This window comes from Methylobacterium sp. EM32, from assembly GCF_040593685.1.
Classification (GTDB): Bacteria; Pseudomonadota; Alphaproteobacteria; order Rhizobiales; family Beijerinckiaceae; genus Methylobacterium.
In genome coordinates this window covers 1-26312 of the sequence record NZ_JBEXZS010000081.1, presented here as the reverse complement: position 1 = coordinate 26312, position 26312 = coordinate 1, and the positions used below count along the sequence as shown (strand labels likewise).

The following is a 26312-nucleotide window of genomic DNA, read 5'->3' as shown; positions in this document are numbered from 1 at the left end:
TGAAGCGCTTCTCCAACTCCGACACGCTCACATGAACGACCAAGCCCGGCATCGGCGGCTCCCGCAACAGACGGCACGCTCGCTCAACCCGAGAAACAACATCCGGTTCACAGCTAAGCTGATCAAATCACACGGAGTTCGTATCACACGCCCGGACTCAGTGCACCTCACGAAATTCCCGCTACGCCGACGTCTCCAGAGCGAGCGGCGGCGATGATCGGGAGTTTTGTGAGAAGGCACTCACGCGCCGAGCAGGGCCGCCTTCTCGACGCCGAGCACCTCGGCAATCTCGGCCAGGGCCTTGTGCTCCAGTTCGCTGATGCCGCCCTGATCGGCGACGTCGGCGGCGATGAGAAAGACGTCCTGGCGCTGCTCTAGAGGCCGGTCGGCGATGGCCGAGACAAGGCGCAGGTTCTCGACCCGCCCGGCCCGGCTCTTCGCCCGGGCGATCGCCTCGTGCAGCTCCTGCTCGAGCTTCAGCACGCCGTAGGACTTGTGCAGGACCGGGTTGTTGCTCAGGTCGGCCAGCGCCGTCTCGATCTCCTCCTCGTCGATCTCCTGGTCGGCCAGGATCACGGCAGCGGCCGCCGAGCAGGCGGCGTGGAGGAAGGCGGTATCGCCGGCATAGGACATGACGACCCGGCCGACCCGGGAGAAGGCATCCTGAAACAGCCCCATGACACGTCCTTGCGCAAAAAATCCCTCGGGCCGGCCGCGGGCGGCCCCTCGTCGCATCCGCCCATCGATGCATGGGCGCGCGCGTTGAGACAAGTGCAGCACCGCCGCGCCGGGCGGTCCACAGGGGCGAGACGGGAAGTCCGCGCAAGAAAAACACTGGGCGTGCTCCATCCGACACGCCCGTGTCGACAGCGAACGCTGCAATGTCGCATTGCAGGGGCCACGGTGGTACTGACGGTCAACGGCGAGAGCTTGCCGGGCTCTCTCAACGAATTTGCAACCCTTGATCGTCATACCGGGGCTCACCGCAGGCGAGGAACCGGGATCCTTAACCGCTAACGTTCGCGGACAAGGCGGATCGTGCTCCGCTACATTCTGCACCGTCGGCGGTTATGGATCCCGGGTTCCGCTGCACGGCCCCGGGATGACGTCGAGGGTGTCGGTTTCGTCGGGAGCATTGGACACGCTTCCCAATGCTATCGTACCGCCAGCACCTCCACCGGCGGTCCCTGCTCGTCGGTGAGCACGCCGGCCGTCAGTGGCCCGCCGAACACCGCGCCGGTGTCGAGGTTGGTGCGATGGGCGAGCAGCTCCGGCCGGCCGTCGCGGGTCGGGGTGTGGCCGTGCACGACGTGGCGGCCGAAATCGTGGCCCGCGGACAGGAACGGCTCGCGCATCCACAGCCGGGTCTCGCGGTCGCTCGCCTCCGCCTCGCGCGCCGGGTCGAGGCCGCCATGGACGTACCAGCGTCGGGCGTCGCCGTGCAGGGTCGGCAGGGCGGCGATCCAGGCGACGATCTCCGCCGGCAGCTCGCCCGGGCGCACCGCGCCGTAGGAGGCGAGCGTCGCAGCCCCGCCGTTGATCCGCCACAGGTCGCGATTCGTGCCGGCGGCCGCGTCGAGCAGCATTGCCTCGTGATTGCCCATCAGGCAGGTCACGGCGTCCGGCTCGCGGGCCTGGAGGTCGCGCAGCATCGCCACTGCCCCGGCGCTGTCGGGCCCGCGGTCGACGACGTCGCCGAGGAAGACCAGGCGGCGCGGGCGTCCGGCACGATGCTCCTCGATCGCCGCGAGCAAGCGGGCGAGGAGGTCGGCGCGGCCGTGGACGTCGCCGATCGCGTAGGTGAGCATGGACCCCGCCTCCTCCCGGGTGCGGGGCGCCCTGGTCAGGCGACCGCCTGGACCGGCCGGATCGCCCGCACCGCCTCGGAATCGAGGTAGCGCAGGGTGTCGGGGAAGGCCATCGGCCGGCCGAAATGGTAGCCCTGCATCAGCACGAAGCCGAGTTCCTTGAGCAGGCGGGCCTGCTCGTCGGTCTCGATCCCCTCCACCACGCAGTCGAGCGACAGGTTGCGGGCGAGCGCGGCGATCGACGTGATGATGTCGCGGCTGGCCGGATCGGTCGTGACCTCGCTGACGAAGCTGCGGTCGATCTTGAGCTTGTCGAGGGGCAGGCGGTGGACGTAGCTCAGGGACGAGTAGCCGGTGCCGAAATCGTCGAGCGCGATGGCGATGCCGCTGGCCTTCAGGGTCTCGAGCACGGTCTGGGCCTGCGCCACGTCCTGGATCAGCGCCGTCTCGGTCACCTCCAGGATCACCCGCCCGGGCGGAAGGCCGCTCGCCCGGATGGCCGCGACGAGGGCGGCGGCCGATTGCGGCGAGGCGATGTCGGCCATCGACAGGTTGAAGGACAGGGCGACCCGCTCCGGCCAGGCCCGGGCGGCGGCGAGCGCCTGGCCGAACAGCACCGCGGTGATGCGGGTGATGAGGCCCGCGCGCTCGGCGATCGGAATGAACACCGCCGGCGAGATCGGCCCGAGCTCCGGGCTGGTCCAGCGCGCCAGCGCCTCGAACGCCACCGTGCGGCCGCGCCGCGCGTCGACGATCGGCTGGAAGACCAGGTTCAGCTCCCGCGCCAGGTCGGCGTGGCGCAGGGCCTGCTCGATCACGCTCTGGGTGCGCAGCAGCCGCTCGTGCTCCTCGGTGAACAGGATGGCGCCGCCGCGGCTGTGCGTCTTGGCATGGTAGAGGGCGTAATCCGCCCGCTCGACCAGCTGGGCGGCCTTGTGGCCCGCCTCCGGATAGGCGGCGAAGCCGATCGAGGCGCCGATCTGAGCGGTGCCGCCATGCGGCAGCCGGAACGGCACCGCGAGGGCGCCGCAGATCGCCTCGCCCGTGGCCGCCAGCGCGGTCGCGCCGCGCAGGACGAGGCCGAACTCGTCGCCGCCGAGGCGCGCCACGACGCCCGCCTCGCCGACCACGTCCTGGAGGCGCCGGGCAGCCTCCTGGAGAACCGCGTCGCCCGCGCCGTGGCCCTGGGCGTCGTTCACCGGCTTGAACCCGTCGAGGTCGACAAGGCCGACGACGAAGGGCGGCCCGCCGGCCTCCGCCTCGGCCGCGGCCTGGTCCAGGGAGGTGAAGAAGCTGCGGCGGTTGGGCAGCTCGGTCAGCGTGTCGAGGTTGGCGAGCCGCAGGTTCTCCCGGCTCAGGCGCTCGAGCTCGACCTGCTGCCCGATCAGACGGGTGAAGTCGCGGTAATAGGCGATGATCACGAAGGTCAGGGCGGCGCTGACGATCACCAGGTTGAGGCCGATCGCCCGCATGACCTGGTCGTCGAGGCGGCTGACCTGCAGGCAGAAGAGGACGGTGACGATCGTCGTCACCAGCAGCGCCGCCGCGCGCAGATGTGCGAGGCAGAACACGCAGGCGATCGTGGTGGTGCCGACATAGAACAGCAGATGCGCCCGCGCGTCGGCGTCGCCGTACCCGGAGAGCGCGCTGGCCCAGGCCATGAAGCCGATCGCCAGCGCGCCGGCGAGCCCGACCGTCAGCCGCAACTTGGCGGCGATCCGGGTCTGGTCGAGCGCGTGCCCGCGCCGGGCCAGCCACAGCCCGAGGCGCAGGCTGCACAAGATCAGCAGAGCGCCGAGCGGGTAGAGGGTGATCCGGTCCGGCGCGACCCCCAGATAGGTCACGGCCACGGCCGTCGAGTTGATCGCCAGGATGACGTAGAGCAGCGGCACCTGGTTGTGCAGGGCCCGCATCTGCGCCCGCATCAGGTCCGGGTCGGCGGTCTCGATCCGGAACAGATCGACGATGGTCTTCATCCTGCGCACGGCGCGTTCACCCCATCCGGTCGAGCCGATCATGGCACCGCACTCTCGAGCCAGAAATCACATGCGCTTGAATCAAATGTTACCTCGCTGACGCAAACCAGCAAATGGCGATCGTCCCGACCGGATTCCCCGCACCCGTGGCTAAGCCCGCTGGGTTCGACCCGTATCCGGGACGCCGCCGCCGCACAGGACGAGGCCTTACCCGGTCCGATATGCACGCGAATCCTATGCACCGTGCCACTGCGTTGCTATGACAGCTGCGTCATTGCTAGGAATTTGACCCCAAGATCACGCCATCCGCAGCCCCGGCACCACGGCAACCCGACGACACGATGCGGTCGTTCCAGGCCACTCCCCGGCTTTGCTCCGCGGGTCCGGCCGCTATGTAGCCTGCAAACCCTGCTGGGGCAGGCCGGTCGCGGCGTACCCCACGCCGGTCTCCGGCAGCGACGGGAGACGCGATCCCTTGACCGACACAGCCTACGCCCTCTTCCTCGACTTCGACGGCACCCTCGTCGAGATCGCGCCGCGCCCCGACGGCGTCGTGGTCCCCCCCACCCTGCCGCCGGGGCTGGCGCAGCTGCGCACCCGCCTCGGCGGGGCTCTGGCCCTGGTGACCGGGCGGCCGATCGCCACCATCGACGGCTTCCTCGACCCGGAGCGGTTCGACACCGCCGGCCTGCACGGGGTCGAGCAGCGCCGCGGCGGCCGGATCGTCGGCGGCGATCCGGCGGACCATCCCGCCCTGCGCGCGGGCGTCGCCACGCTGCAGCAGGCGGTCGTCGACCTCGACGGCGTCCTGATCGAGGACAAGGGCTGCTCGGTCGCGGTGCATTGGCGCCTCGCCAACGACGCCGACGCCGCCCGGGCGCAATCCGCGGCCGCGTCGGTCGCCGGCATCCTCGGCGAGGCCTACCGGCTGCAGCAGGGCAAGGCGGTGGCCGAGATCCTGCCCGCCAGCGCCACCAAGGGCCACGCCATCCGGGCCTTCCTGCGCGAGGCGCCCTACGCCGGCCGCCGGGCGATCTTCATCGGCGACGACCTCACCGACGAGAAAGCCTTCGTGCCGGTGAACGAGGATGGCGGGATTTCGATCCGGGTCGGACCCGGCGACACGGTCGCCCGCCACCGCCTCGCCGATCCGGCGGCGGTGCGGGCGCTGCTCATGGGCTGGGCCGAGGGCGGCGCGATCGAGCCCGAGGCGCTGCCGCCGGCCTGACGGCCTGTCCACCGGCCAGGGAATGCCCTAACTGGGGTTCCGACGTCACGCACAGGAACGATCCCGTCGATGCGCCGTTCGCCCTTCTACCTTGTCGGAGCCCTCACGATCGCCATGACCGCCTCAGCCTCCGCCGACTCCTTCGTCACCGCCCCGTCCGGCCTGCAATACAAGGACACGGTCGCCGGCACCGGTCCGCAGCCGAAGACCGGCCAGACCGTCAACGTCCACTATACCGGCTGGCTCTACCAAGACGGCCAGAAGGGCAAGAAGTTCGACAGCTCGCTCGACCGCGGCCAGCCACTGAGCTTCGCCGTCGGCACCGGCCAGGTCATCAAGGGCTGGGACGAGGGCTTGTCGACCATGAAGGTCGGCGGCAAGCGCACCCTGGTGATTCCGCCCGACCTCGGCTACGGCGCCCGCGGCGCCGGCGGTGTGATCCCGCCGAACGCGACCCTGATGTTCGACGTCGAGCTGCTCGGCGTGCGCTGAGCGCATTCCCGCCGAACAGGACTGACATCCTCCGTGTCATCCCGGGGCCGCGAAAGCGGAACCCGGGATCCATAACCGCCGACGGCCCATAACCAAGCGGATCGCGTTCCGTCTCTTTCTTCAACGTCAGCGGTTATGGATCCCAGGTTCTCGCCAAGGCTCGCCCCGGGATGACGCGGAGGGTCGATCGATCAGCCCGGATCCGCTCCGCGCCGATCGATCGCCCCCTACACTTCCAGCCACTCCCTTCTCACCGCCTCGTTGGCGCTGAGCGCCGCCGGCGTGCCTTCGAACACCACGTGGCCGTGGCCCATCACGTAGAGCCGCTGCGACAGCTTGAGGGCGATGGTCAGCTTCTGCTCGACCAGAAGCACCGACACGCCGCGGGCGGCGATCTCGCCGATCATCTCGGCGACGCGGGCGACCATCTGGGGCGACAGGCCCTCCGTCGGCTCGTCGATCATGATCAGGTCCGGGTCGCCCATCAGGGTGCGGCAGATCGTGAGCATCTGCTGCTCGCCGCCCGAGAGCACGCCGCCAGGCGTGTCGATCCGCTCCTCCAGCCGCGGGAACAGCCGGAAGATGTCGGCGTAGGACCAGCGCCCGCCGCGCTTCCCGCTCTTCTCGCCGAGCGCCAGGTTCTGGCGCACCGTGAGCTTGGGGAAGATCGCCCGCTCCTCCGGCACGTAGCCGAGGCCCCGGCGCGCGACCGCGTAGGGCTTCAGGCCGGCGATCGGCTGGCCCTTGAAGCGGATCTGCCCGCGGGGCGGCACGTCGCCCATGATCGCCTTGAGGGTGGTGGAGCGCCCGACCCCGTTGCGGCCGAGGATCGACACGATCTCCCCGGCCCCGACCCGGAAGCTCACCCCCTGGAGGATGTGGCTCTTGCCGTAATAGGCGTGCAGGTCCTCGACCTCGAGGAGGGGGGACGCGGCCGAGGCCGCCGGCATCGCGAGGGCGGCGCTCACGCGGCCTCCTCCCCGGTGGCGACGCCGAGATAGGCTTCCTGCACAGCGCGGTTCTCCCGGATGCGGGCGGGCGTGTCGGTGGCGATGATCCGGCCGTAGACCAGGACCGAGATGCGGTCGGCGAGCCCGAACACCACCGCCATGTCGTGCTCGACCATCAGGAGCGTGCGGCCCGTCGTGACCTCGCGGATCAGCTGCGTCGCGTGCTCGCTCTCGCTGTGGCTCATCCCGGCCATCGGCTCGTCGAGGAGGATGACGCGGGCGTCGCTCGCGATGGAGATGCCGATCTCCAGCGCCCGCTGCTCGGCATAGGCCAGCAATCCCGCCGCCACGGAGGCGCGGTGGCCGAGGCGGATGCGAGAGAGGATCTCTTCCGTGCGCTCGGCGACGCCCGGCAGGCTCTCCACGCCGCGCCAGAAGGACGGGCCGTGGCCCATCGCCCGCAGCACCGCGCAGCGCACGTTCTCCCACACGCTGAGCTTGGGGAAGATGTTGGTGACCTGGAAGCTGCGGGCGAGGCCGGCCTTGTTGATCGCCGCCGGGCGCCAGCCGGTGATGTCCCGCCCCTCGAGCCGGATCGTGCCGCTCGTCGGCGCGAAGCGGCCGCTGATCAGGTGGAACAGGGTCGACTTGCCGGCGCCGTTCGGCCCGATGATGGCATGGCGCTCGCCCACCGGCACGGAGAGGTCGACGCCGTTGATGATCTTGGCCGGGCCGAAGCTCTTGTGGACGCCGGACAATTCGATCGCGGGGCTGGGACCGACGGGATTCATGCCAGCTTCTCCTTGGCGGCGTCGGAGGCCTCGTGCCAGGCGGCCGTGACCCGGGGCAGCACGGCGCGTAAACCCAGCCCGCCGCCGACCGCCATCGCGCCGGCGACGGCCCAGGGCAGGACGTGGGCGGCGTCGAATGAGATGCCGACGAGGCTCATCGCGGTGCCGTCGCTCGCCTTGACCAGCACCCGGAACGCCATCTCGATCAGCGCGATGACGCCGGCCAGCATGACCACGAACGGCCCCAGCGCCAGGAGGTAGGCCGGCAGCAGCCGGTGGGCGGTGCCGGCGCGCAGGAGCGGGCCGTGCATGAGAGCGAGGCCGGCGATGCCGCCGGGGGCGAACATCACGATGGCAATGAACAGGAGCCCGAAATAGAGCTGCCAGACCTCCGTCAGGTCGCTGAGCGAGACCTGGAGCAGCGTCACCACCACGGCGCCGACGACCGGGCCGACGAAGGTGCCGATGCCGCCGATGAAGGTGGCGAGCAAGACCACGCCCGACTGGTGCACGCCGAGATAGGCCGAGTTGGCGATCTCGAAGTTGATGCCCGCGAGCGCGCCGGCCACGCCGGCGAACATCGCCGAGAGGCAGAAGGCGGTGATGCGGATCGATTGCGGCTCGTAGCCCAGGAACTCGACCCGCTCCGGGTTCTCCCGCACGGCGTTGCACAGGCGGCCGAGCGGCGTGCGGGTGATCGCATACATGGCGATCGCGCAGATCAGGCACCAGGCGGCGATGAGGTAGTAGACCTGGATCTGCGGCCCGAAATTGAGGTCGAACAGCCGCAGCATCTTGGTGCGGTTGGCAGTGATGCCCTCCTCGCCGCCGAAGAAGCTGTGCAGGATGTGCGAGCCGGAGGACACCAGTTCGGCGATGCCGAGCGAGATCATGGCGAAGACGGTGCCGGCGCGCTTCGTCGAGATGACCCCGAACAGGATCCCGAAGGCGAGGCCGGCGAGCCCGCCCACCACCGGCATCAGCGGCAGCGGGATCGGCAGGCGCAAGGACGCCACGAGGTTCATCGCGTGGACGGTGAAGAACGCGCCGAGCCCGTAATAGACCGCGTGGCCGAAGGACAGCAGCCCGGTCTGGCCGAGCAGCATGTTGTAGGACAGGGAGAACACCACCATGATGCCCATCAGGCTCATCATGGTCAGCGCCGTGCCGCTGGTGAAGACGAGCGGCGCCGCGAGCAGGATCGCGGCGGCGGCGATCCAGGGCAGGATCTGGGCGGCGAGGCTCGCACCCCGCGGGCGGATCGACGGGCGGGGGCCGGCCTGCGCGAAGGACCCGGACGGCGCGATGTCGGCGAGGTCGCTCATGCTTCGCGGTTCCCGAGCAGGCCGGTCGGCCGCGCGATCAGCACGAGGACCAGCAGGAGGTAGGGGATGATCGGCCCGACCTGGGCGATCGTCACGTTCCAGAGATCGCCGAGCACGCCGCCGGACGGCGCAGCGTCGATGCCGATCGCCTGGAACACGCTGGCGACCGAGACGTCGAGCGAGATCGCGAAGGTCTGCACCAGCCCGATCAGGAGCGAAGCCGCGAAGGCGCCGGTGAGCGAGCCGAGGCCGCCCACGACCACGACCACGAACAGGATCGGCCCGAGCAGGCCCGCCATGTTGGCCTGCGTCACCAGAGCCGGCCCGGCGATGACGCCGGCGACCGCCGCGAGCCCGGTGCCGACGCCGAAGACCAGCATGAACACCTTCGGCACGTCGTGGCCGAGCATCGCCACCATATTGGGATGGGTCAGCGCCGCCTGGATGATCAGCCCGACCCGGGTGCGCGTCAGGGCGGCGAGCAGGGCGATGAAGATCGCCACCGAGATCACCAGCATGAACAGCTTGTAGGCCGGGTAGTTGGTGCCGAACACCGTGAAGGCCGGGAAGTCGAGGATCGCCGGCACCCGGTAATCGACCGGCAGCTTGCCCCAGACCATCTGCACCACCTCCTCGATCACGTAGGCGAGACCGAAGGTGAAGAGCAGTTCCGGCACGTGGCCGTGGCGGTGGACGTTGCGCAGGCCGTAGCGCTCGACGAGCGCCCCGATCCCGCCGACCACCAACGGCGCGGCGACGAGGCCGATCCAGAAGCCGGTGAACTTGCTGATCTGGTAGCCGAAGAACGCGCCCAGCATGTAGAAGCTGGCATGGGCGAAGTTGAGCACGCCCATCATGCTGAAGATGAGGGTGAGGCCGCTCGCCATCAGGAAGAGCAGCATCCCGTAGAGCACGCCGTTCAGCGTCGAGACGATGAGGAGTTCGAGCACGCGGGGTCTCCTGCCGGTGCGGGGCGGCGGGGGCCTGGCCGGGGCACCCGCCGCGGCCTCGAGACTTGATCAACCCCGCCCTTTCCCGGATCTCCTTCCGCTGACGCTCCAGTCGTCCGGGAAAGGGCCGTTCAGTTCAGGCAATGTGCGACGTTTGAGCGGCGCCCCGGCGATCCGGGGCGCCCTCTCGGCTTCAGCTCGGCCGGTCCATCTTGCAGGTGGTCGGCAGCAGGGTGTCCTTCGCCTCGACCACGCCGTCGCCGGTCCAGCCCCAGCCGGTATTCTCGCTGTCGAGGACCTTCGACGTGTCGACCGGTCCGAAGCGCGAGATGTAGATCGGCTGGAAGATCTGGTGGTCGTCCGGCCGGATGAAGCTGTCCTTGCCGTAGAGCGTGTCGTTGTGGATCGAATCCATCGCCTTGGCGATCGCCTTCGGGTCGGTCGACTTGGCGGCGAGCGTCGCCTTGGCCAGGATGTTCATCAGGTTGACCACCCGCGGGTAGGTCAGCTCCTGGCCGGTCTTGGCGCGAAAGGCGGTCTCGAAATCGTGGCCGGGCTTGTAGTCGATATTGGCGTAGCCCTCGGAGATCTGGAACACCCGGTCGGGGAGGTTCGCCTGCTTGATCGCCGTTGGGCCGCCGCTGCCGCCGCCGTAATAGGTGTAGAAGTGGGCCGGCAGCCCGGCATCACCCGCGGCCTTGAGCAGCAGGGCCATGTCCTGGGCCCAGTTGCCGGTGATCACCGTGTCGGCGCCCGAGGCCTTGATCTTGGCGATGTAGGGCGAGAAGTCGTTGACCTTCTGCAGCGGCGCCACCTCGTCGCCGACGATCTGGATGTCGGGCCGCTTCTCCTTCAGCATCGCCCGAGCCGCGGCGCGCACCGCCTGGCCGTGCGAGTAATCCTGGTTGATCAGGTAGACCTTCTTGATCTCGGGCTTGCCCTTGATGTAGTTGGTCAGAGCCTGCATCTTGATGTCGGAATTGGCGTCGAACCGGAAGTGCCAGTAATTGCACTTGGCGTTCGTCAGCGCCGGATCGACCGCGGCGTAGTTGAGATAGATGATCTCCTTGCCGGGATTGCGATCGTTGTACTTGCCGACGAAATCGATCAGCGCGGCGCCGACCGAGGAGCCGTTGCCCTGCACCACCACCCGGGCGCCGGAATCGATCGCCTTCTGAAGCTGGACCAAACTCTCCTGCGGGTTGAGCTTGTTGTCGTAGCCCATCACCTCGAGCTTGAGGTCCGGGTTCTTGGCGTTGATCTGGTCTGCCATGAACTGGAAGGTCTTGAGCCCGGCCTCGCCGGTGCTGGCCCCGCCGCCGGAGAGCGGATCGACGAAGGCGATCTTCAGGCTCATCGGCGCGGCGAGCGCGGTCGAGGCCGCCAGGGCCACGAGGCCGGCGGCCGTGATGCGCGCGAGGGTCTTGACCAAGGCGTCCTCCTGGAATGGCGTTCCATCGTTCTTGGGGCGCGCCGCGTTCGGCGTCGCCGACGGGTCCTCGCCCGCCTTGTCCCGACACTGCCTTCCCGTCCGGAACGGGTCAAGACGCGAAATGACGATCCGCATCGCGAAACATGTTGCCGATCCGGCGCCGGATCGGCACCCTAGGGCGGCCCGGGGCGAGCACCGAACGAACAGGGCGCGGGAGGGAGGCGGCAGCATGGCACAGGCGGTGGCGGCGCGCGCCGGCGCGATCACGCAGGACATCGTGGAGCCGGAGGACGGCGACAGGCAATTCGTCACCGCGCTCGCCCGCGGCCTGCAGGTCCTGCGCGCCTTCCGGGACGCGGCCGAGATGCTGGGCAACCGCGAGATCGCGGCCCGCACCGGCCTGCCGAAGCCGACCGTCTCGCGCCTGACCCACACGCTCCTCTCCCTCGGCTACCTGGTGCACGACCCGGAGGGCGAGCGCTACGGCCTGGGGCCGGCGGTGCTGGCGCTGAGCGCCGCCTTCCTGCGCCAGAACTCCTTCCCGCAGATGGTGAAGCCGTTCCTGCAGGACCTCGCCACCGCGGTGCAGGCCCATGTGGCGCTCGGCCTCCTCGACGGGCTGTCGAGCGTCTACGTCCAGCTCTGGCGCGGCCAGGGCCAGCGCATCGTCCTGTCGAGCGAGGTCGGCTACCGCCTGCCGCTCGCCCGCAGCGCCATGGGCATGGCGACGCTGACGAGCCTCGACGACGCGGAGCGGGCCGCGCTGATGACCCGCCTGCGCCGCGACGGGGCCGACGCGGCCCGCCTCGACCAGAATTACCGCCGCTGCGCCGCCGAGATCGCCCGACATGGCTTCTGCGTCGGTATCGGCATCTGGCACCAGGACATCAACGCCGTCGCCGCCCCGATCCATGCGCCCGGCGGGCGGGGCCAGTTCGCGCTCAACATCAGCGGCCCGGCCTTCCTGCTCACCGAGGAGGTCCTGCGCCGGGACACCGGCCCGAAGCTGATGGAAACGATCGAGCGCATGCGCGCTCTCGGGATCGTCGATTGAGCCCTTGTTTAATGAGCCTCTGAAGATTTCAAACTCTCCACGTCATCCCGGGGCTCGCCGAAAGGCGAGAACCCGGGATCCATAACCGCTGACAGTGCCGGACGAAGCGGAACACTGTCCGCCTCTTCTTGAAACGTCAGCGGTTATGGATCCCGGGTTCCGCTGCGCGGCCCCGGGATGACGCGGAGGGTGAGGTCGTCGTCGAGAACACTCACATCGAGTTCTGACGGATCATCCCTCCTCCAGCCCGGCGAACCACTCGGCATACGGCGTGTTGCGGGCGAGGTGGCGGTTGAAGTCCGGCGCCCCGTCGGTCCACCAGGGCGGGCCGCGCTCGCCGAGGCCATGCTTGGCCGCGTCGACGGCCGCGCGCGCCGCGGCGAGAGCCGCCCCGCCCTCCCCTTTCGTGGCGCGCACGGCGCGGCGGGCCCGCATCAGGTCCTGCACCAGGGCCTCGCGCCGGGCCTCCGGCAGGCCCAGATTTGCGCGGCGCCAGAGCCGCCCGCGCACCACGATGTAGCGCCCGTCGGGCGTGGTCAGCACGGTCTCCCGCGGCATCACCGTAAGCCCCGCGATTGCGCGGGGCCCCTTGAGGCGGCGTTAAACCTTCGCGCGCAACCTCGTCGCGGGATGCGGGAGTTGGTCCTCCTGCCAGGGGGCGCCATGCACATCGTCGTCGTCGATCCGAGCCGGGTGGTGCTCAAGGTCATCAGCGGGCTCCTGACTCCCCGGGGGCATACCGTGGACACGTTCACGGATTCGCGAGAGGCCCTCGATTTCATCACCGACAACGCGTCGGTCACCGCGATGATTACCAGCCTCGAGGTCCGGCCCCTGAGCGGCCTCGAACTGTGCTGGTCGGCTCGCCTCCTCGCGGACGCGCACCGGCCACTCTACATCATCACCATGTCGTCGGCCCGCAACGCCCGCAACCTGGCGGAGGCGCTCGACAGCGGCTCGGACGACTTCATCGACAAGCCGCCGGGCCCGGAGGAGCTCTATGCCCGCCTGCGGGCGGCCGAGCGGATGACCGGGATGCAGCGCGAGCTGATCCGCCTCGCCGAGGCCGATTCGCTGACCGGGCTCCTCAACCGCCGCGCCTTCCTGCAGCGGGTCGGCGACGTCGCCGACCGGGCCGGCGCGCATGGACGGCTGTCGATGATCCTCGTCGACATCGACCACTTCAAGGCGATCAACGACCAGCACGGCCACGATGTCGGCGACACGGCGATCCGGGGCGTCGCCGGCGAGCTGCTGACCGAGGCCGGCGGCATCGTCGGGCGCATCGGCGGCGAGGAATTCGCCCTGGCGCTGCCCGGTCGCAATCTGGAGGAGGCCGAGGCCGCCGCCGGGCGCCTGCGGCTGCGCTGCACGCAGCTGCGCTTCAAGGGCCAGCGCGGCCCGGTACAGCTCACCGCGAGCTTCGGCGTCAGCACCTGGTCCGAGGGCGAGACCGTCGGCGGCCTGCTCAAGCGCGCCGACATCGCCCTCTACGAGGCCAAGAGCACCGGGCGCAACCGGGTCGTCTCGGCGGCCACCGACCTGATCCTGGCGCGAGCGGGGTAAGTCTAAGGCTCCGCCGGCGCGTAGATCGCGAGCTTGAGCGCGGGATCGCCGGTCGCCTGGAAGGTCGCGTAGTCGAGGACGAGCCGGCCGCGCTCCGGATGGTGCAGCACCTTGCGACCGCCGCCCCCGCCGCGCACCTCGTGCGCGCCCCACCACCCGGGGAAGAGCGGGCAGCCCTCGGTGAGGCGGCCGAGGAGATCGAGGAAGGCCGGATCGGCCGCCGAGAGGTCGTGGACGGCGCGGAACTGCGCCACCATGCGCTGCGCCTCCTCCGCCCAGGCCGGCCCGAACAGGACCCGCGCCCGGGCGTCGGTCAGGACGAAGTGGAGGATGTTGCGCTCCCCCTCGGCGAGGTCGTCGAAGCCGAACAGGTCGGCGGCGGCGTCGTTCCAGGCCAGCAGATCCCAGCGCCGGCCCGTGACGTAGGCCGGCTGCGGCAGGTCGCGGACGAGGCGGGCGATCGTCGGCGGCATCACTTCGCGGGTGAAGGCCGATGGCCGGCCGCGGCGGGCGAGGGCACGCAGATGCGCGTGCTCGGCCTCGCTCAGGCACAAAGCCCGGGCGAGGGCGTCAACCGTGGCGGCCGACGGGCCGACGTCGCGCCCCTGCTCCAGGCGCACGTACCAGTCGATGCCGATGCCGGCCCGCTCGGCGACTTCCTCGCGCCGCAGGCCCGGGGTCCTCCGCCGCCGCAGGGACGGGATCGCCAGGTGGGCCGGATCGAGCTGCTCGCGGCGCGAGCGCAGGAAATTGCCGAACGCCTTCTGCCGCGGATCGCTCACCCGTACCTCCCGCGCGACGGTGGGTCTCCTTAGTCCCAGGATAATACCAGGCCTTCCGGCCTCCGTCCCAGGCGCCATCCTCCGCGCATCCGACAGAGGAGGCGAAGAGATGAAGGCAGCCGTGCTCAAGGCGTTCGGGTCGCCGCTGGTCGTCGAGGAGGTGCCGGACCCGGTGATCGGGACGGGCGAGGTGATCGTCGACGTCGCGGCCGCCCCGGTGCTGCCCTATACCGACGAGGTCCTGTCCGGCGCGCGCCGCTACCTGCTGCCGGCGCCGGTCATTCCCGGCTGCGGGGCGATCGGCCGGGTGCGCGCGATCGGGCCCGACGCGACGAAGCTCGCGGTCGGCGACTGGGTGTTCTGCGACCCGACCGTGCGCTCGCGCGACGACGCCGCCATGCCGGACATCGTGCTCCAGGGCTGGAGCGCCCGGGGCGAGGGCGGGCAGAAGCTCCAGGCCTACCACCGGGACGGCGCCTACGCCGAGCGGGTGCGGGTGCCGACCGAGAACGCGATCCGCATCGGCCCGATCGCCGCGGCGCAGGCCGGGCACTGGTGCGCGCTCAACACCCTGCTGGTCCCCTATGGCGGCCTCCTGGCGGCGAACCTCCGGGCCGGCGAGACGCTGCTGGTGAGCGGCGCGACCGGCCATTTCGGCAGCGCCGCCGTCGCGGCGGGCCTCGCCATGGGGGCGACCTGCGTGGTCGCCCCGGGCCGCAACGAGCGGGTCCTTGCCGATCTCGTCCGGCGCTTCGGCGCCCGGATCCGCCCGGTGACGCTGACCGGCGACGAGGCGGCGGACCGCGCCCGCATGATGGCGGCCGCGCCCGGCCCGATCGATTGCGTGCTCGACATCCTGCCGCCCTCGGCCGCCGCGACGGTGGCGCGGGCGGCGGTCATGAGCGTGCGCCCTTACGGGCAGGTGGTGCTGATGGGCGGCGTCGGCATGCTCGGCGGGGACGATTTGGCGCTGCCCTATCCGTGGATCATGCGCAACGACGTCACGGTGCGGGGGAAATGGATGTACCCGCCGGAGGCGGTCGGGTGGATGGTCGGGCTCGTCCGCGCCGGGCTGCTGCGCCTGGAGGAGTACGCCGTGACGGCGTTCCCGCTCGAGGAGGCGAATGCGGCCGTCGCGCACGCGGCGGCGCAGGGCGGCCCGTTCCGCCAGACCGTGCTGAGGGTCGGGGAGCCCGGCTGACCGGACCATCGGACCGTTCCGGCCGCGGCCGAGCCCGGCTACCATTCCATCATGACGACGGCCGTGACCATCCGGGTCGAGACACCCCTGCAGGACGACGTGTCGGCGCTGCTGTCGCTGGCGGATGCCGTGGCGGCGCGGCTCTATCCGGATGCGCCGCGCCGCCCGATCGCGCCCGGGAGCCTGGCGGTGCCGGGAAACCACCTCCTCGTCGCGCGCGTCGCCGGTGAAGCGGTCGGCCTCTGCGCGGTGATCGAGCGCGGCGACGGGATGGTCGAGCTGAAGCGCCTGATCGTCGCCGCGCAGGCGAGCGGGCACGGCGTCGGATCCGCGCTGGTGCAAGGGGCCGAGGCGCAGGCGCGGCGTCTCGGCGCCCGGACGATCGTGCTTGAAGTGGGCATCCGCAACGACGAGGCCCGGGCGCTCTACCGCCGGGCGGGCTTCACGCCCCGCGGGCCGTTCCCGCCCTACCGCGCGCTGCCGGTCAGCCTGTTCCTGGAGCGGGCCGTCCCGGCCTGACCCAATGCGGGAAAGTACCGAGGCCCGCGTTCCAAACTGGACCGGACGCCCTGCCCCCGCCGCCACCCCGCGCAGCTCCCCGCGCCCCGGAATTCGCGACATCCTGCCGCGGAGTCGGTCTACCTAGGCACTTCTCCCCTCGGACGCGCCCTTGCAAAGCCCCGCAGCCGGACGGGACCCGCCCGCCGCCGCCGACGTGGAACGGAGCTTGATCAGACTCCTCCATGGGCACCGCGCCTGTATCGCACTGGGACGGAGGGCAAGCGGCATGAGTGACGCCGTGAAGGTTCTGATCATCAACGAGCCGTCGGATCTCGGCACCGCCTTCCGGGCGACGCTGGAACACACCCCGACCTTGCGGACGGTGGACGAGGACGAGCTGCGGGATTCCGGCTCGACTTGCGTCGTCCTCGCCTTCGCGCCCGAATACGACCCGGTGGCGGTGGCGGCCTTGCGCGAGCGGGCGCCGGAGGTCCGGATCCTGGTGGCGTTCCAGGCCGCCGACGCGGCCGAGATCGGCCGGTACGCGGCTGCGGGGGCCGACGCCTTCGTGGCCCGTTGCGCGGCGCCGCGCGACATCTGCACGACGATCCTGGCGCTCGCCCACGACCTGCCGCTGCACGAGGGCGAGACCGAGACCCAGGACCCCGAGGCGGTGGCCGAGAGCCTGGGCCTCACCCCGCGGGAGGCCGAGGTGCTGCGCTTCCTCTCGGCCGGCTTCAGCAACAAGGAGGTGGCGCGCCGCCTCACGGTGAGCGTGCGCACGGTCGAGACCCACCGGCTCAACCTGCGCCGCAAGACCAAGACCGGACGGCTCAAGGACCTGGTCCAGCTCGCCCGGCAGATCGGCCTGGCGCCGGTGCTCGAAGGCGAGGCCCGGCCGCTGCGGCGCATCAACCACGAGGCGCACCGCGTCGTCCCTCATTGAGGGACGGCGCGGGATCGGGCGGATCAGGCGGCCTTGCGCGCCGCCGTCCTGCCCGCTCGCGACTTGGCCGAGCGTTCCTTGCCGGATCGCGTCGAGCCGGCCGAAGTGGTTTTCGCGTCCTTGACCGGGCGCTTCTTGCCCGGCTCCGTCCCCGCCTTGCGTCCCTTGAGGGGCCCGGCCGCGGCTTTCGCCGCCTGCTCGACCTTGGCGAGACGCCCCCGGAGCAGGCCGAGCACCGCCGTCTCCTCCGGCCGCAGGGACGCCATGTCGTCGCGCAGAGCCGCCTCGACCTCGTCCTTGACCTGGAGCAGCAGCTCGCCCTCGAGGTAGCAGCCCAGGATCTCCGGGTGGATGTAGCACTTGCGGCAGATCGTCGGCGTGTTGCCGAGCCGCTCGGCCACCCGCTCGATCGCCTCACGCACGTTGCGCTTGGCCTTGGCCTCGCTGTCGAAGGCCTCGAACTCGCGCAGGGCCATCGCGGCCAGCACCGTGCCGGACCAGGTCCGAAAATCCTTGGCGGTGATGTCGCGGCCAGTGATCTCGCGCAAGTACGCGTTCACGTCCGCCGAGGTCACGTCGCGCTGCGCGCCGTCCTCGTCGAGGTACTGAAAAAGCTCCTGGCCCGGGAGATCCTGGCAGGCCTTGACGATCTTCGCCACCCGGCGGTCGTGGATCGCGAGCTCCCAGACCTTGTTGCTCTTGCCCTTGAAGCGGAACGTCAGCTCCCGGCCCTCGATCCGGACATGCGGATCACGCAGGGTGGTAAGGCCGTAGCTCTTGTTCTGCTTGGCGTAATCGTCGTTGCCGACCCGGATCAGGGTGGTTTCGAGCAGGTGCACCACCGTCGCCAGCACCTTCTCGCGCGGCAGCCCGCGCCGGCCCATATGCTCCTCGACCGTCGCGCGCAAGGCCGGCAGCACCTCGGCGAAGGTCATCATGTGGGCGAACTTGGTGCTCTCCCGGGCCTGGCGGAACTCCGGATGGTAGCGGTACTGCTTGCGGCCGCGGGCGTCGCGCCCCGTCGCCTGGATGTGGCCGTTGGCGTGGCGGCAGATCCACACGTCGGTATAGGCCGGCGGGATCGCTAGCGACCGGATCCGCGCCAGCGCCTTGGCGTCGCGCACCTTCGCGCCCGTGCCGTCGACATAGGTGAAGCCGCGTCCGTTGCGCTTGCGGCGATAGCCCGGCTCCTCGTCGCTGACGTAGCGAAGGCCCGCCTCGCGGGCGGCATCGCGGGTGTCGACGCGATCCTCGGCGGCCGATTCCGCCATCTCGGGATCCGACAGCATGGGCTTCACGACCTCGCGGGTTCCGGTTCCACTCAACCGGCGCGAGCCCGTCCCGGTTCCTACCGGCACAGGGTATGGCCCGGCGGTATCCCGGCGCCGCGCCAGGCTGTAGGGAAGGCGGGATCGTGAGCGGGGAGAAACCGGGTGCAGCCACAGGACGCGGGCGGAGAGGGACGACGACCGCACGTCGCCTTCGTGGTCACCGAGGACTGGTTCTTCGCCTCGCACTTCCTGCCGATGGCCCGCGCCGCGGTGGCGTCCGGCCACGCCGTCTCGGTCGTCACCCGCGTGCGGGCGCATCGCGAGGCCATCGCGGCCACCGGCGCCCGGGTGGTGGCGCTCGAGGCCGAGCGGTCGAGCCTCAACCCGATGGCGGCGGGCTACGCCGCCGGCCAGCTCGCGGGGATCCTCAAGGAGCTCAAGGCCGACATCGTCCACTGCATCGCGCTGCGTGGCATCCTCATCGGCGGGACGGCGGCCCTGCTCGCCGGCATTCCGTCACGGGTCTACGCGCTGACCGGCCTCGGGCTGATCGGCGCCCGCCAGGACCGGACCGGGCGCCTCGCCCGCACTGCGCTACGGCTCCTGATCCGCGGCCCGCTCGAGACCGCCCGCACCCGCTACCTGTTCGAGAACCCGGACGACGCGCGGATCCTCGGCCTCGATCCGGACAGCCCGAAGGTCGCGGTGGTCGGCGGTGCCGGCATCGACCCGGAGGCCTGGATGCCGAGCGCCCTGCCGCCGCAGCCGCCTTTGCGGATCGCCCTCACCGCGCGGATGCTGTGGTCGAAGGGCATCGACACGGCCGTGGAGGCCGCCCGTCTCGCGCAGGCGGAGGGCGCGACCCTCGAACTCGCCCTCTACGGCGCGCCCGATCCCTCGAACCGCCGCGCCATCCCGGAAGCGACCCTGCGTGACTGGTCGCGCGACGGTGTCGTCTGGCACGGCCCGACCGACGACGTCGCCGGAGCCCTGGCCCGCGCCCACGTCGCCTGCCTGCCGTCGCGCGGTGGGGAAGGGCTGCCGCGGGCGCTCCTGGAGGCCGCAGCGAGCGGCCGGGCAATCCTCACCACCGACGTGCCGGGCTGCCGGACCCTGGTGCGGGACGGGATCGAGGGGCTGGTCGTGCCGCCGGACGATCCCAAGGCGCTTGCCGCCGCGATGGTGCGGCTGTCGGCCGATCCCGCCCTCGTCGCCAGGATGGGGGCGGCGGCCCGGGCCCGGATCATCACCGGCGGCTTCACCGAGGCCGCGGTGACGGCCCGCCTCCTGCGGCTCTACGCCGAGCTCGCCTGATGGATCCGCTCGACTTCGTCCGCGCCCATACCGCTTTGCGCCCGGTGCCGCACGCGCCCGCGATCCGCCTGCACGTCGCCGACGAGGCGACGGAGCTGTGGGGCCGCACCGAGGAGGAGCTCGGCGAGATCGGCCTGCCGCCGCCGTTCTGGGCCTTCGCCTGGGCCGGGGGGCAAGCGCTCGCCGCCTACGTGCTGGAGAATCCCAAGACCGTGGCGGGCGCCCGGGTGCTCGACTTCGCCTCCGGCTCCGGCCTCGTCGCCATCGCGGCGGCGAGGGCGGGCGCGGCCTCGGTCGAGGCGAGCGACCTCGATCCCTTCGCGCTGGCGGCGATCGGCCTCAACGCGGCCGAGAACGGCGTCGCGGAGCGCATCACCGCGACGGGCGCCGACCTGATCGGCCGCGACGAGGGCTGGGATTGCGTGCTCGCCGCCGACATCTTCTACGAGCGCGACCTCGCCGCCCGGGTCGGCGACTGGCTCGCAGGCCTGCACGCCCGCGGCGCCCGGGTGCTGCTCGGCGATCCCGGCCGCGCCTACCTGCCGAAAGACCGGCTGGAGTCCCTCGCGACCTACGCGGTGCCGGTGACCCGGGCGCTGGAGGATGCCGAGATCAAGCGGACGGGGGTGTGGCGATTCCGGGGATGAGACGGTCGACCGCTCGGGTCGGAGCCTGACCGGCTCCGGCGACGCAGGGCTGATTTTCGACCTCTTCCGGACCTTCAACGGCAGCGTCTCGACTGTCCGCAAGGGGCCGCGGCGCAGGCGCGTGACCGTGCGAGGGAACACAGACGACCGAGCCCACCAGCGTCAAACCGTAGCCACACGGTTCTGGCCGGTGCAATCCGACGGCCGGGCTCCTGCGAGGCATCCATGACCATCGTCGACGCCGCTCCTTCCCGGCCGATCGCCTCCGCCGGGCCACCATCGCGCGGCCTCGACCGCCGCCGCTTCGGCGCCATGGTGCTGGCGGCGGGTGCCGGAAGCCTGCTCCTGGGGCGGCGGGCCCTGGCCCTGCCTGCGTCTGACGACGCCCGGTTCATCGACTTCGAATGGGTCGACACGGCCCGCGACCGTGCGGTGCCGGCCCGGCTCTACTGGCCGGCCGCCTCGACCCGGAGGGGTCCGGTCCCGTTGATCGTCTTCTCCCACGGCCTCGGCGGCTCGCGGAAGGGCTACAGCTACCTCGGCGAGGGATGGTCGGCACGCGGTGTCGCCAGCCTGCACATCCAGCACGTCGGCAGCGACGAGACGCTGTGGCAGGGCAACCCCCTGTTGCTCCTCGACCGCCTCGGCGGCGCGGCGGACGAGCGCGAAGCCATCGAACGGACGCGGGACGTGAGCTTCGGCCTCGATCGCCTGCTGCAGCGCGACAGCTCGTTCCAGGCCGCCATCGACCGCAGGCGCATCGTCGCGGCCGGGCATTCCTTCGGGGCGAACACCACCCTGCTCCTCACCGGCGCGCAGGTGATCCGCGACGGGCAGCCCCTGGGCTTCCAGGACCCGCGTTTCACGGCGAGCATCGTGATCTCGGCGCCGCCCTTCTACGGCGAGACCGACCTCGCGGCGGTCCTCGCTTCGGTCGACGTCCCCACGCTCCACATCACCACGACGGAGGACACGATCCGCATCCCGGGCCGCTATTCGCCCGTCCAGGACCGGATCGACGTCTACGCGGCGATCCCGACTCCCCGGAAGGCCCTGGTCGTGTTCCAGGGCGGTCCGCACAACGTCTTCACGGACCGCTCCCTCCGGAACGGCGGGCCGCTGAACCCCCTGGTGAAGCGGGCCACCGCCGAGGTCGGGCTCGCCTTCCTCGACCTGATCCACAGGTCCGATCCCGCCCCCCTCGAAGACTGGAGCGCGACCTGGAAGCCGATCCTGGCCGCGGCGCCGACGCCGTTCCAGGTCGATACGCGGCGATGGGCCAGGAAGCGGCGTGCCTGAGAGCCTGTCTGACCGGTCGGCAGGATCATGGATTTTATCCCAACCGCGACCTCATCCTGGGGCTGTGGACAGGATAAGATACTGCTGACCGGTCAAACAGGCTCTCCGCGGTCTTTCCATCCTCCGGGTCATTCCGGGGCCGCGCAGCGGAGACCGGAATCCAGACACTCAGGTCGTCTAGAACGAGGCGAGTAGGTGTCAGCTTTATCCGATACTATCCGAGGTTCTGGATTCCGGGCTCCGCTGCGCGGCCCCGGAATGACAAGGAGCGTGATAAGTCTGTAGAAACCAATCAAATAGGCTTTGACACTCAGGACCGTCCGCCTTCTTGGCGATCCGGACCCTCGCGCGGTCAAGCCGACCGGGTTCGTCCCCCAACCCTCGCCCCCTCGCCGGGCCCGGATCGGAGCCTCGGGTCGCCCCCCTTCAATGCGCGCCCTGCTGCTTCGCCCTCGCCACGATCTGCGTCGGGTTGACGAAGCGCAGCGCGATCACCAGCCAGACCAGCGTAACGGCCATGTAGACCACCGCCATCGCGTCGATCGACTGCCCGGCGCGCACGCCGGCGGCGAAGACCGCGTAGTAGAGCGCCACGACGAGCGTCTGGCTCGTCGGCCCGGCGACCAGGAAGGTCAGCTCGAACATCGCGATGGTGCGCACCAGCACCAGCAGCAGGGCGGCCAGGATGCCGGGGATGAGGAGCGGCAGCAGCACCCGCAGGAAGAGCTGGCGCGTGCCCGCACCGAAGACCCGGGCCGCCGCCTCGATGCGCGGGTCGATCTGCTCGATGAACGGGATCATCACCAGCACCACGAAGGGCACGCTCGGCACGAGGTTGGCGAGCACCACGCCCCACAGCGTGCCGGCGAGCCCCGCCTGGTAGAGCACGGTGGCGAGCGGGATGCCGTAGGTGATCGGCGGCACCAAGAGCGGCAGCAGGAAGACCAGCATCACCAGCCGCTTGCCCGGAAAGTCGCGGCGCGCGAGCGCGTAGGCCGCCGTGACCCCGAGGAGTCCGGACAGGAAAACCACTAGGAATACGACCTGGAGCGTCACCACCAGCACGTCGCCGAGCTGGAACTCGTCCCAGGCGGCGGAATACCAGCGGGTGGTGAAGCCGAGGGGCAGCCAGGTGCCGAGCCAGCGCGTGGCGAAGGAGTTGAGCACCACCGCGGCGATCATCGCCAGGAGGTTGAGGCAGAACAGCAGCGTGACGGACCACACCGCCATCCGCCACAGGCGCGAGCCGAGGCCGGTGTCGCGGATCATCCCTTGGTGCCTCCGACCGGGCCGGTATAGAGGAGCGTGCGGCCCCAGAGCAGCAGCCCCACGATGGCGAGCTGGACCGCCCCCATGATCATCGCGATCGCCGAGGCCAGCGAGTAGTCGTATTCCTCGAACGCCGCCTGGTAGGCCGCGATCGAGATCACCCGCGTCGCGCCGGCCGGCGCGCCGAGCAGGACCGCGGACGGAAACACGGAGAAGGCCTGGACGAAGGACAGGCAGAAGGTCACGGCGAGGCCGGGCAGGATCAGCGGCAGGATGACCTTCGTGAAGCGCTGCCAGGCATTGGCGCCGTGGGTCGCCGCGGCCTGCTCCAAGGCCGGGTCGATGCCGGTGACCGAGGAGAGCGTCAGCAGGAACGCGAACGGGAAGCCGGTGATGAGGAGCGAGGCGAAGACGCCCCAGTAGTTGTTGGTGAGCTTGAGCGGACCGCCGATCAGCCCGAGCCAGACCAGCGAGCGGTTGAACCAGCCCTGCGGCCCGAGGAAGTTCAGCAGGCCTTCGGCGACCAGCACCGTGCCCAGCGTGATCGGCAGGACCAGGATGGTGGTGAGCAGGCGCTGGCGCCGCATCAGCCGCACGCGCAGCGCGATCGGGACCGCCAGCGCCAGGTTGAGCAGCGTGACGGGGAGCGCGAGGCGCAAGGTGGCGCCGATCGTGTCGTAGAGGAACGGGTCGGAGAAGAAGCGGGCGTAGTTCGCCCACCAGGCCCCGGCCTTCGGCTGCAGCGACAGGACGAGCCCGTAGGCGAAGGGATAGACGAACAGGCCGAGGATCGCGAGCAGCGCCGGCAGGACCAGGAGCGTGGTGCCGTCGAGGCCCCGGGCGGCGAGCCGCACCGAGAGCGGCGGCGTCTCGGCCCGGGGCGCCGTCGGGGCGGCCGTGGGGAGCGAGGCCGAGGTCACGCGGCCTCCCCGGGGAAGACGAGGACCCGCGGTGAGGCGGCGGCGAGGCGTAAGCTCTCGTCCTGCGCCACCGCGCGGTCGGAGCGGAAGAACAGCTCGGTCCCGTCCTGCGCCACGGCGGTGCCGAAGAAGGCCCGACCGCGATACTCGATGCTGGCGACCCGGACCGGCACGCCCTCGGCGGCGGGCGTCAGGTCCTCCGGGCGGATCGCCGCGACGGCGGGCGCGCCGGGGCTGACGCTCTCGCGCAGGGTGCCGGCGAGGCGGGTGCCGCAGACCTCGACCTCGGCCCGCGCGCCGTCCACCGCGACCGCGCGGCCGCGCAGGCGATTGCGGTAGCCCATGAAGTCGGCGACGTCCGGGTGGGCGGGCCGCTCGTAGAGATCCTCCGGCGTGCCGACCTGGCGGATGCGCCCGTCGCGCATCACCACGATCCGGTCGGCCATCGACAGGGCCTCGTCCTGGTCGTGGGTGACGTAGATCGTGGTCGAGCCGATGGCGTCGTGGATGCGGCGGATCTCGGCCCGCATCTCCAGGCGCAGCTTGGCGTCGAGGTTGGACAGCGGCTCGTCCATCAGCACCACCGGCGGCTCGATCACGATCGCCCGGGCGATGGCGACGCGCTGCTGCTGGCCGCCGGACATCTGGCCCGGGAGCTTGGCGGCCTGCGATTGCAGCCGCACCAGCGCCAGCGCGTCGTCGACCCGTCGCGCGGCCTCCTGCCCCTTCACGCCCCGCATGGCGAGGCCGAAGCCGACATTCTTCGCCACGTTCATGTGCGGGAACAGCGCGTAGCTCTGGAACACCATGCCGAAGCCGCGTTCTTCCGGCTTCAGCCGGTCGATGCGGCGCTCGCCGAGATGGATCGACCCGCCGGTGAGCGGCAGGAGCCCGGCGATGCAGTTGAGCGCCGTCGACTTGCCGCAGCCGGACGGCCCGAGGAGGGCGATGAACTCGCCGCCCCGGATCGTCAGGTCGAGCCCGTCGAGGGCGGTCATCGCGCCGAACCGGCGACTCAGGCCGCTCAGCCGCAGGTCCTGCGGCGTCTCGTGATGGCGTGCCATCCGCTTCCTCTCCTGCCGCCGAAGCAGGACCCGATCGCGTTGCGATCGGGTCCTGCGTCAGGTCTTTGGTTTTGTCGCCTCTTGTCGGGCCGCCGCGCGGGGTTACCGCTTCTTGCCGGAACCGACCTGCTCGTCCCAGCGGCGGAAGGCCACCACCAGCTTGTCGGGATCGAGCGGCATCTCGATCGGGTGCTCGGCGATCATCCGGTCGTATTCCGGCCGGCCGAATTCCTTGATCGCCGCGCGGCTCTCCGGCGGGGCCATGTCGAGGGTGACGCCCTTCACGGCGGGGCCGGGATAGAAGTAGCCCTCGTCGTAGGTGTAGGCCTGCTGCGCCGGCTGGAGCAGGAACGCCATCAGGTCGAGGATGACCGCGAGCTTCTCGTCCGGCACGCCCTTCGGCACCGCCATGTAATGGGCGTCCGCGACCCAGCGGAAGTTCTTCAGCGTCCCGACCTTGGCCTCGGCCGGCACCACGCCGAGGACCCGCGGGTTGATGTCCCAGCCGGTGGTCGAGACGATGATGTCGCGGCTACCCTCGCCGAGCTCCTTCATCGTCTGCGAGGTGCCGCCCGGGTAGTAGTCGACGGTCTCGCCGATCGCCCGCAGGTACTCCCAGGTCTTGTCCCAGCCCTTGTCCGGGTCGGTCGGGTCCTTGTCGCCGAGGATGTAGGGCAGGCCCATGATCCAGGTGCGGCCGGGGCCGGAATTGGCCGGGCGGGCATACATGAATTTGCCCTTGTTCTGGCGCGCCCAGGCCAGAAGCTCCTCGGCGGTGGTCGGCACCGTCTTCACCCGCTCGGGCATGTACTCGATCAGCGGGCCGGACGGGTACCAGGCGACGCACAGGCCCTGGCCCTGCGCCAGGCCGTTCAGCCGGAGCGCGGCGGGCTGGTAGATGTCGTCGGGCTTCGGCAGCTGACCGGCATGGGGCTTGAGATCGACCCAGAGCTTCTGCTCGATGCCGGCGGCGATGCCGTCGGTGCCGGTGAGCACGAGGTCGATGTCGACCCGGCCGGCGGCCTGCTGCGCCTTGAGCTTCGAGGGCAGTTCCGGGGCCGGCGCCTTGGTGAAGGCGAAGCGCGAGACGATGCCGGGCTTCGCCCGGCGATAGGCCTCGATCGCCTTCTGGGTCAGCGCCAGATTGCCGGCAACGTCGACCACCGTGACGACGACGGGTGATTTCGGCAGGGCCAGCGCGGCCCGGGCCCGGCCCGTGAGGGCGAACCCCGCCCCGGCCGCGAGCCCCGCGACCGCTGTGCGGCGTGTGATCGTCATGTTTCCCCCGGTTTCCGTCTGGGCTCTGCCGGCCCTCGATCGGCCACGGATCGCTCCGCGCTTTCCATCCATTGGTGCACTAATATTTTAGGGCGTCAAGTCTGACGGAGGGAGAGGCTGGACGCGCGTGAAAAAACCCTCCCCCCTCTGCCTACGGCCTTAACGGATTTGATTCGTTCGCCGGAAAACGCCGTGCAGTGCGCGGCCAAGCCGAATCTAAGGTTGAAATCAGTACCCGCAGAGGCGTG

The 26312-nt window shown here is 70.6% G+C and carries 25 protein-coding genes; 10 read left to right on the top strand and 15 right to left on the bottom strand.

Features of this window, described 5'->3' with window-relative positions:
- Positions 1-240: 240 nt before the first annotated feature.
- From ABZT49_RS12205 to ABZT49_RS12195, 3 genes are all read right to left on the bottom strand, one after another.
- Positions 241-678 (bottom strand): Tellurite resistance protein TerB, encoded by a 438-nt coding sequence (locus tag ABZT49_RS12205; protein ID WP_355286334.1) that lies wholly within the window; start codon positions 676-678, stop codon positions 241-243.
- A 476-nt stretch (positions 679-1154) separates the two neighbouring features.
- Positions 1155-1808 carry a metallophosphoesterase family protein gene (locus tag ABZT49_RS12200; RefSeq protein ID WP_355286333.1) on the bottom strand — a complete coding sequence of 218 codons (654 nt, stop codon included), beginning with the start codon at positions 1806-1808 and terminating at the stop codon, positions 1155-1157.
- Between the two features lie 35 nt (positions 1809-1843).
- The gene (locus tag ABZT49_RS12195) at positions 1844-3784 is read right to left on the bottom strand and encodes an EAL domain-containing protein (RefSeq protein WP_355286336.1); all 1941 of its coding nucleotides are present in this window, start codon (positions 3782-3784) and stop codon (positions 1844-1846) included.
- 475 nt (positions 3785-4259) lie between these two features.
- On the opposite strand from ABZT49_RS12195, the gene otsB reads away from it, so the two are divergent.
- The gene (otsB, locus tag ABZT49_RS12190; RefSeq protein WP_355286332.1) at positions 4260-5012 is read left to right on the top strand and encodes a trehalose-phosphatase; all 753 of its coding nucleotides are present in this window, start codon (positions 4260-4262) and stop codon (positions 5010-5012) included.
- Between the two features lie 69 nt (positions 5013-5081).
- On the top strand, positions 5082-5504 hold the full coding sequence (locus ABZT49_RS12185) for an FKBP-type peptidyl-prolyl cis-trans isomerase (RefSeq protein WP_355286331.1): 423 nt from the start codon (positions 5082-5084) through the stop codon (positions 5502-5504).
- A 227-nt stretch (positions 5505-5731) separates the two neighbouring features.
- Here the strand turns inward: ABZT49_RS12185 and ABZT49_RS12180 are convergent, their stop codons facing one another.
- The 5 genes from ABZT49_RS12180 to ABZT49_RS12160 all read right to left on the bottom strand — a co-directional run bounded on the left by ABZT49_RS12180 (position 5732) and on the right by ABZT49_RS12160 (position 10952).
- Positions 5732-6454: an ABC transporter ATP-binding protein gene (locus ABZT49_RS12180; protein ID WP_109975018.1), complete on the bottom strand. Its 723-nt coding sequence runs from the start codon at positions 6452-6454 to the stop codon at positions 5732-5734.
- A 14-nt stretch (positions 6455-6468) separates the two neighbouring features.
- Entirely contained in the window at positions 6469-7245 is a 777-nt protein-coding gene (locus ABZT49_RS12175) for an ABC transporter ATP-binding protein (protein ID WP_355286330.1), read from the bottom strand.
- Positions 7242-8570 carry a branched-chain amino acid ABC transporter permease gene (locus ABZT49_RS12170; protein WP_355286329.1) on the bottom strand — a complete coding sequence of 443 codons (1329 nt, stop codon included), beginning with the start codon at positions 8568-8570 and terminating at the stop codon, positions 7242-7244. Before ABZT49_RS12170 ends, ABZT49_RS12175 begins: the two co-directional genes overlap by 4 nt.
- Positions 8567-9520: a branched-chain amino acid ABC transporter permease gene (locus ABZT49_RS12165; protein WP_355286328.1), complete on the bottom strand. Its 954-nt coding sequence runs from the start codon at positions 9518-9520 to the stop codon at positions 8567-8569. The genes ABZT49_RS12170 and ABZT49_RS12165 overlap by 4 nt, the downstream gene beginning before the upstream one ends.
- A gap of 193 nt (positions 9521-9713) precedes the next feature.
- Positions 9714-10952, bottom strand: coding sequence for a branched-chain amino acid ABC transporter substrate-binding protein (locus ABZT49_RS12160; protein ID WP_355286327.1), 1239 nt, complete (start codon positions 10950-10952; stop codon positions 9714-9716).
- Between the two features lie 229 nt (positions 10953-11181).
- Between ABZT49_RS12160 and ABZT49_RS12155 the strand changes: the two genes are divergently transcribed.
- A complete protein-coding gene (locus ABZT49_RS12155) occupies positions 11182-12006 on the top strand; it encodes an IclR family transcriptional regulator (RefSeq protein ID WP_355286326.1) in 825 nt (274 codons plus the stop codon).
- A 231-nt stretch (positions 12007-12237) separates the two neighbouring features.
- Here ABZT49_RS12155 and ABZT49_RS12150 read toward each other — a convergent pair whose 3' ends face one another.
- On the bottom strand, positions 12238-12564 hold the full coding sequence (locus ABZT49_RS12150; protein ID WP_355286325.1) for a hypothetical protein: 327 nt from the start codon (positions 12562-12564) through the stop codon (positions 12238-12240).
- Positions 12565-12669: 105 nt separating this feature from the next.
- On the opposite strand from ABZT49_RS12150, the gene ABZT49_RS12145 reads away from it, so the two are divergent.
- Positions 12670-13572, top strand: coding sequence for a diguanylate cyclase domain-containing protein (locus tag ABZT49_RS12145; RefSeq protein ID WP_355286324.1), 903 nt, complete (start codon positions 12670-12672; stop codon positions 13570-13572).
- Positions 13573-13574: 2 nt separating this feature from the next.
- On the opposite strand, the gene ABZT49_RS12140 is transcribed toward ABZT49_RS12145, so the two are convergent.
- Positions 13575-14354, bottom strand: coding sequence for a helix-turn-helix transcriptional regulator (locus ABZT49_RS12140; RefSeq protein ID WP_355286323.1), 780 nt, complete (start codon positions 14352-14354; stop codon positions 13575-13577).
- Positions 14355-14463: 109 nt separating this feature from the next.
- Here ABZT49_RS12140 and ABZT49_RS12135 point away from each other — a divergent pair, with 109 nt between their 5' ends.
- The 3 genes from ABZT49_RS12135 (at position 14464) to ABZT49_RS12125 (ending at position 17002) form a co-directional block, all read left to right on the top strand.
- Complete coding sequence (locus tag ABZT49_RS12135) at positions 14464-15555, top strand: zinc-binding alcohol dehydrogenase family protein (RefSeq protein ID WP_355286322.1); 1092 nt, start codon at positions 14464-14466, stop codon at positions 15553-15555.
- 51 nt (positions 15556-15606) lie between these two features.
- Positions 15607-16074, top strand: coding sequence for a GNAT family N-acetyltransferase (locus ABZT49_RS12130; protein ID WP_355286321.1), 468 nt, complete (start codon positions 15607-15609; stop codon positions 16072-16074).
- 268 nt (positions 16075-16342) lie between these two features.
- Positions 16343-17002, top strand: coding sequence for a LuxR C-terminal-related transcriptional regulator (locus ABZT49_RS12125; protein ID WP_355286320.1), 660 nt, complete (start codon positions 16343-16345; stop codon positions 17000-17002).
- A 23-nt stretch (positions 17003-17025) separates the two neighbouring features.
- Here ABZT49_RS12125 and ABZT49_RS12120 read toward each other — a convergent pair whose 3' ends face one another.
- A complete protein-coding gene (locus ABZT49_RS12120) occupies positions 17026-18291 on the bottom strand; it encodes a DNA topoisomerase IB (RefSeq protein ID WP_355286319.1) in 1266 nt (421 codons plus the stop codon).
- Positions 18292-18435: 144 nt separating this feature from the next.
- Here ABZT49_RS12120 and ABZT49_RS12115 point away from each other — a divergent pair, with 144 nt between their 5' ends.
- The 3 genes from ABZT49_RS12115 to ABZT49_RS12105 all read left to right on the top strand — a co-directional run bounded on the left by ABZT49_RS12115 (position 18436) and on the right by ABZT49_RS12105 (position 21533).
- Complete coding sequence (locus tag ABZT49_RS12115) at positions 18436-19587, top strand: glycosyltransferase family 4 protein (RefSeq protein ID WP_355286318.1); 1152 nt, start codon at positions 18436-18438, stop codon at positions 19585-19587.
- Positions 19587-20234: a methyltransferase gene (locus ABZT49_RS12110; protein ID WP_355286317.1), complete on the top strand. Its 648-nt coding sequence runs from the start codon at positions 19587-19589 to the stop codon at positions 20232-20234. Before ABZT49_RS12115 ends, ABZT49_RS12110 begins: the two co-directional genes overlap by 1 nt.
- Before the next feature lie 225 nt (positions 20235-20459).
- Complete coding sequence (locus ABZT49_RS12105; RefSeq protein WP_355286316.1) at positions 20460-21533, top strand: acetylhydrolase; 1074 nt, start codon at positions 20460-20462, stop codon at positions 21531-21533.
- A 426-nt stretch (positions 21534-21959) separates the two neighbouring features.
- On the opposite strand, the gene ABZT49_RS12100 is transcribed toward ABZT49_RS12105, so the two are convergent.
- From ABZT49_RS12100 to ABZT49_RS12085, 4 genes are all read right to left on the bottom strand, one after another.
- Positions 21960-22802 carry an ABC transporter permease subunit gene (locus ABZT49_RS12100; RefSeq protein ID WP_355286315.1) on the bottom strand — a complete coding sequence of 281 codons (843 nt, stop codon included), beginning with the start codon at positions 22800-22802 and terminating at the stop codon, positions 21960-21962.
- On the bottom strand, positions 22799-23722 hold the full coding sequence (locus tag ABZT49_RS12095; RefSeq protein ID WP_407943491.1) for an ABC transporter permease: 924 nt from the start codon (positions 23720-23722) through the stop codon (positions 22799-22801). The genes ABZT49_RS12100 and ABZT49_RS12095 overlap by 4 nt, the downstream gene beginning before the upstream one ends.
- Positions 23719-24786: an ABC transporter ATP-binding protein gene (locus tag ABZT49_RS12090; protein ID WP_355286314.1), complete on the bottom strand. Its 1068-nt coding sequence runs from the start codon at positions 24784-24786 to the stop codon at positions 23719-23721. The genes ABZT49_RS12095 and ABZT49_RS12090 overlap by 4 nt, the downstream gene beginning before the upstream one ends.
- A 102-nt stretch (positions 24787-24888) precedes the next feature.
- Positions 24889-26064: an extracellular solute-binding protein gene (locus ABZT49_RS12085; protein ID WP_355286313.1), complete on the bottom strand. Its 1176-nt coding sequence runs from the start codon at positions 26062-26064 to the stop codon at positions 24889-24891.
- Between the last annotated feature and the right edge of the window lie 248 nt (positions 26065-26312).

Bases quoted from the DNA above. Each gene is read 5' to 3' on its own strand.
- ABZT49_RS12205 (WP_355286334.1), bottom strand. From the start codon at position 678: ATGGGGCTGTTTCAGGATGCCTTCTCCCGGGTCGGCCGGGTCGTCATG.
- ABZT49_RS12200 (WP_355286333.1), bottom strand. From the start codon at position 1,808: ATGCTCACCTACGCGATCGGCGACGTCCACGGCCGCGCCGACCTCCTC.
- ABZT49_RS12195 (WP_355286336.1), bottom strand. From the start codon at position 3,784: ATGAAGACCATCGTCGATCTGTTCCGGATCGAGACCGCCGACCCGGAC.
- ABZT49_RS12185 (WP_355286331.1), top strand. From the start codon at position 5,082: ATGCGCCGTTCGCCCTTCTACCTTGTCGGAGCCCTCACGATCGCCATG.
- ABZT49_RS12180 (WP_109975018.1), bottom strand. From the start codon at position 6,454: ATGCCGGCGGCCTCGGCCGCGTCCCCCCTCCTCGAGGTCGAGGACCTG.
- ABZT49_RS12175 (WP_355286330.1), bottom strand. From the start codon at position 7,245: ATGAATCCCGTCGGTCCCAGCCCCGCGATCGAATTGTCCGGCGTCCAC.
- ABZT49_RS12170 (WP_355286329.1), bottom strand. From the start codon at position 8,570: ATGAGCGACCTCGCCGACATCGCGCCGTCCGGGTCCTTCGCGCAGGCC.
- ABZT49_RS12155 (WP_355286326.1), top strand. From the start codon at position 11,182: ATGGCACAGGCGGTGGCGGCGCGCGCCGGCGCGATCACGCAGGACATC.
- ABZT49_RS12150 (WP_355286325.1), bottom strand. From the start codon at position 12,564: ATGCCGCGGGAGACCGTGCTGACCACGCCCGACGGGCGCTACATCGTG.
- ABZT49_RS12145 (WP_355286324.1), top strand. From the start codon at position 12,670: ATGCACATCGTCGTCGTCGATCCGAGCCGGGTGGTGCTCAAGGTCATC.
- ABZT49_RS12135 (WP_355286322.1), top strand. From the start codon at position 14,464: ATGAAGGCAGCCGTGCTCAAGGCGTTCGGGTCGCCGCTGGTCGTCGAG.
- ABZT49_RS12130 (WP_355286321.1), top strand. From the start codon at position 15,607: ATGACGACGGCCGTGACCATCCGGGTCGAGACACCCCTGCAGGACGAC.
- ABZT49_RS12125 (WP_355286320.1), top strand. From the start codon at position 16,343: ATGAGTGACGCCGTGAAGGTTCTGATCATCAACGAGCCGTCGGATCTC.
- ABZT49_RS12120 (WP_355286319.1), bottom strand. From the start codon at position 18,291: ATGCTGTCGGATCCCGAGATGGCGGAATCGGCCGCCGAGGATCGCGTC.
- ABZT49_RS12110 (WP_355286317.1), top strand. From the start codon at position 19,587: ATGGATCCGCTCGACTTCGTCCGCGCCCATACCGCTTTGCGCCCGGTG.
- ABZT49_RS12105 (WP_355286316.1), top strand. From the start codon at position 20,460: ATGACCATCGTCGACGCCGCTCCTTCCCGGCCGATCGCCTCCGCCGGG.
- ABZT49_RS12100 (WP_355286315.1), bottom strand. From the start codon at position 22,802: ATGATCCGCGACACCGGCCTCGGCTCGCGCCTGTGGCGGATGGCGGTG.
- ABZT49_RS12090 (WP_355286314.1), bottom strand. From the start codon at position 24,786: ATGGCACGCCATCACGAGACGCCGCAGGACCTGCGGCTGAGCGGCCTG.
- ABZT49_RS12085 (WP_355286313.1), bottom strand. From the start codon at position 26,064: ATGACGATCACACGCCGCACAGCGGTCGCGGGGCTCGCGGCCGGGGCG.